Source organism: Streptomyces sp. NPDC002130 (genome assembly GCF_040296465.1).
Lineage (GTDB): Bacteria > Actinomycetota > Actinomycetes > Streptomycetales > Streptomycetaceae > Streptomyces.
The window spans coordinates 1-1,119 of record NZ_JBEOXI010001143.1; the positions used below are offsets into that span (position 1 = coordinate 1).

Here is a 1,119-nt window from a genome sequence, read left to right on the forward strand (position 1 = left end):
GCCGGAGGGGTCGCGCGAGGGCGGGCCATCGCGGGAGAGTTCACCCACAGCGCGACGCGACGCTCGCTGAGCCAGTCGACCTTCGTGACCGCTGCTCCGGTGGGGTTCTGGGTGGCGGCCGGTGCGGCCTGAGCAGGTGCCGGCGCGGCTGCCGCGGTTCCGGCCGTCGTCAAGCCCGCGGCGATCGGCAGAACCAGCATCGCTGCCAGTGCGCCGACGACCTTTGTCCGGAAGGTTGCCCGGGACCGGCGACGGTCCTCCGTGGCAAGGCCTACTCGCATGAGCTCACTCTCTTTCCTTACAGTCGGTCCGCGCGTCGATCGTGTGGCCGCCTGAGCAGCCAGACCCCCGTTGAAACTATTTCTACACGCAAACGATCCCCGCTTGGGGTAGCCGCGCTGTTACTGGTGGTGCAATTGTTACTGACATCGGGCGCTTGTGCAGCACCTGAATACACAAGTGCCGTCCCGGTTCTCCTTCGAGGGAGTCCGGAACGGCACTGGTGAAGTGACTAGGTCACGGGATCGCGCACGATCACCAAGCGTTCATGGTGTCGAGGATCTGGCCGCGAGCCTTCCACAGCTCTGCCGACCAGTACGGCCACGAGTGCGTGCCGTTGGACGGGAAGCTGTAGGTGGCCGGGATACCCAGCGAGTTCATGCGGATCTGGAATGCACGGGTGTTGACCAGGGCGAGAGCTTCGAGGCCCATGCCGTTGGCCGTGTTGTAGTAGTCGATCGGTGCGCGCGGGTGGTCGTATTCACCGGGCAGGCCGCTTGCCGACGAGATGTACATCGACAGGCCCTGCAGACGCGGCGCGAAGACGAACGGGTCGTTGCGCAGCCAGGACGGGCTCCACGGCGGTCCCCACATGGAGTCGACGTTGAAGCGACCGGCATCGAGCATTGCGACGCGGATTGCTTCGCGCATGCCGGGAGCCGAGATGTTCAGGTAGCCCGAGAGCGAGCCGGCGAACTTGAACTGGTCACGGTGGTACGCAGCCAGCGTCAGAGCAGCGCTGCCGCCCATCGAGAGACCGAGAACCGCGTTGTTGGTGGGCGAAACGCCGTAGTTCGCGAGGAAGTTGGGGAGTTCCTGCGTGAGGAACGTTTCCCACTT

General features: G+C 65.1%; 1 protein-coding gene and 1 pseudogene. Both read right to left on the minus strand.

The window, feature by feature from the left end; translation table 11 throughout:
* Positions 1 to 200: pseudogene (locus ABT116_RS49125) on the minus strand (DUF305 domain-containing protein); the annotation flags it as partial.
* Between the two features lie 334 nt (positions 201 to 534).
* The coding region (locus ABT116_RS49130) for an alpha/beta hydrolase (protein ID WP_351648108.1) at positions 535 to 1,119 on the minus strand (585 nt) is incomplete at its 5' end.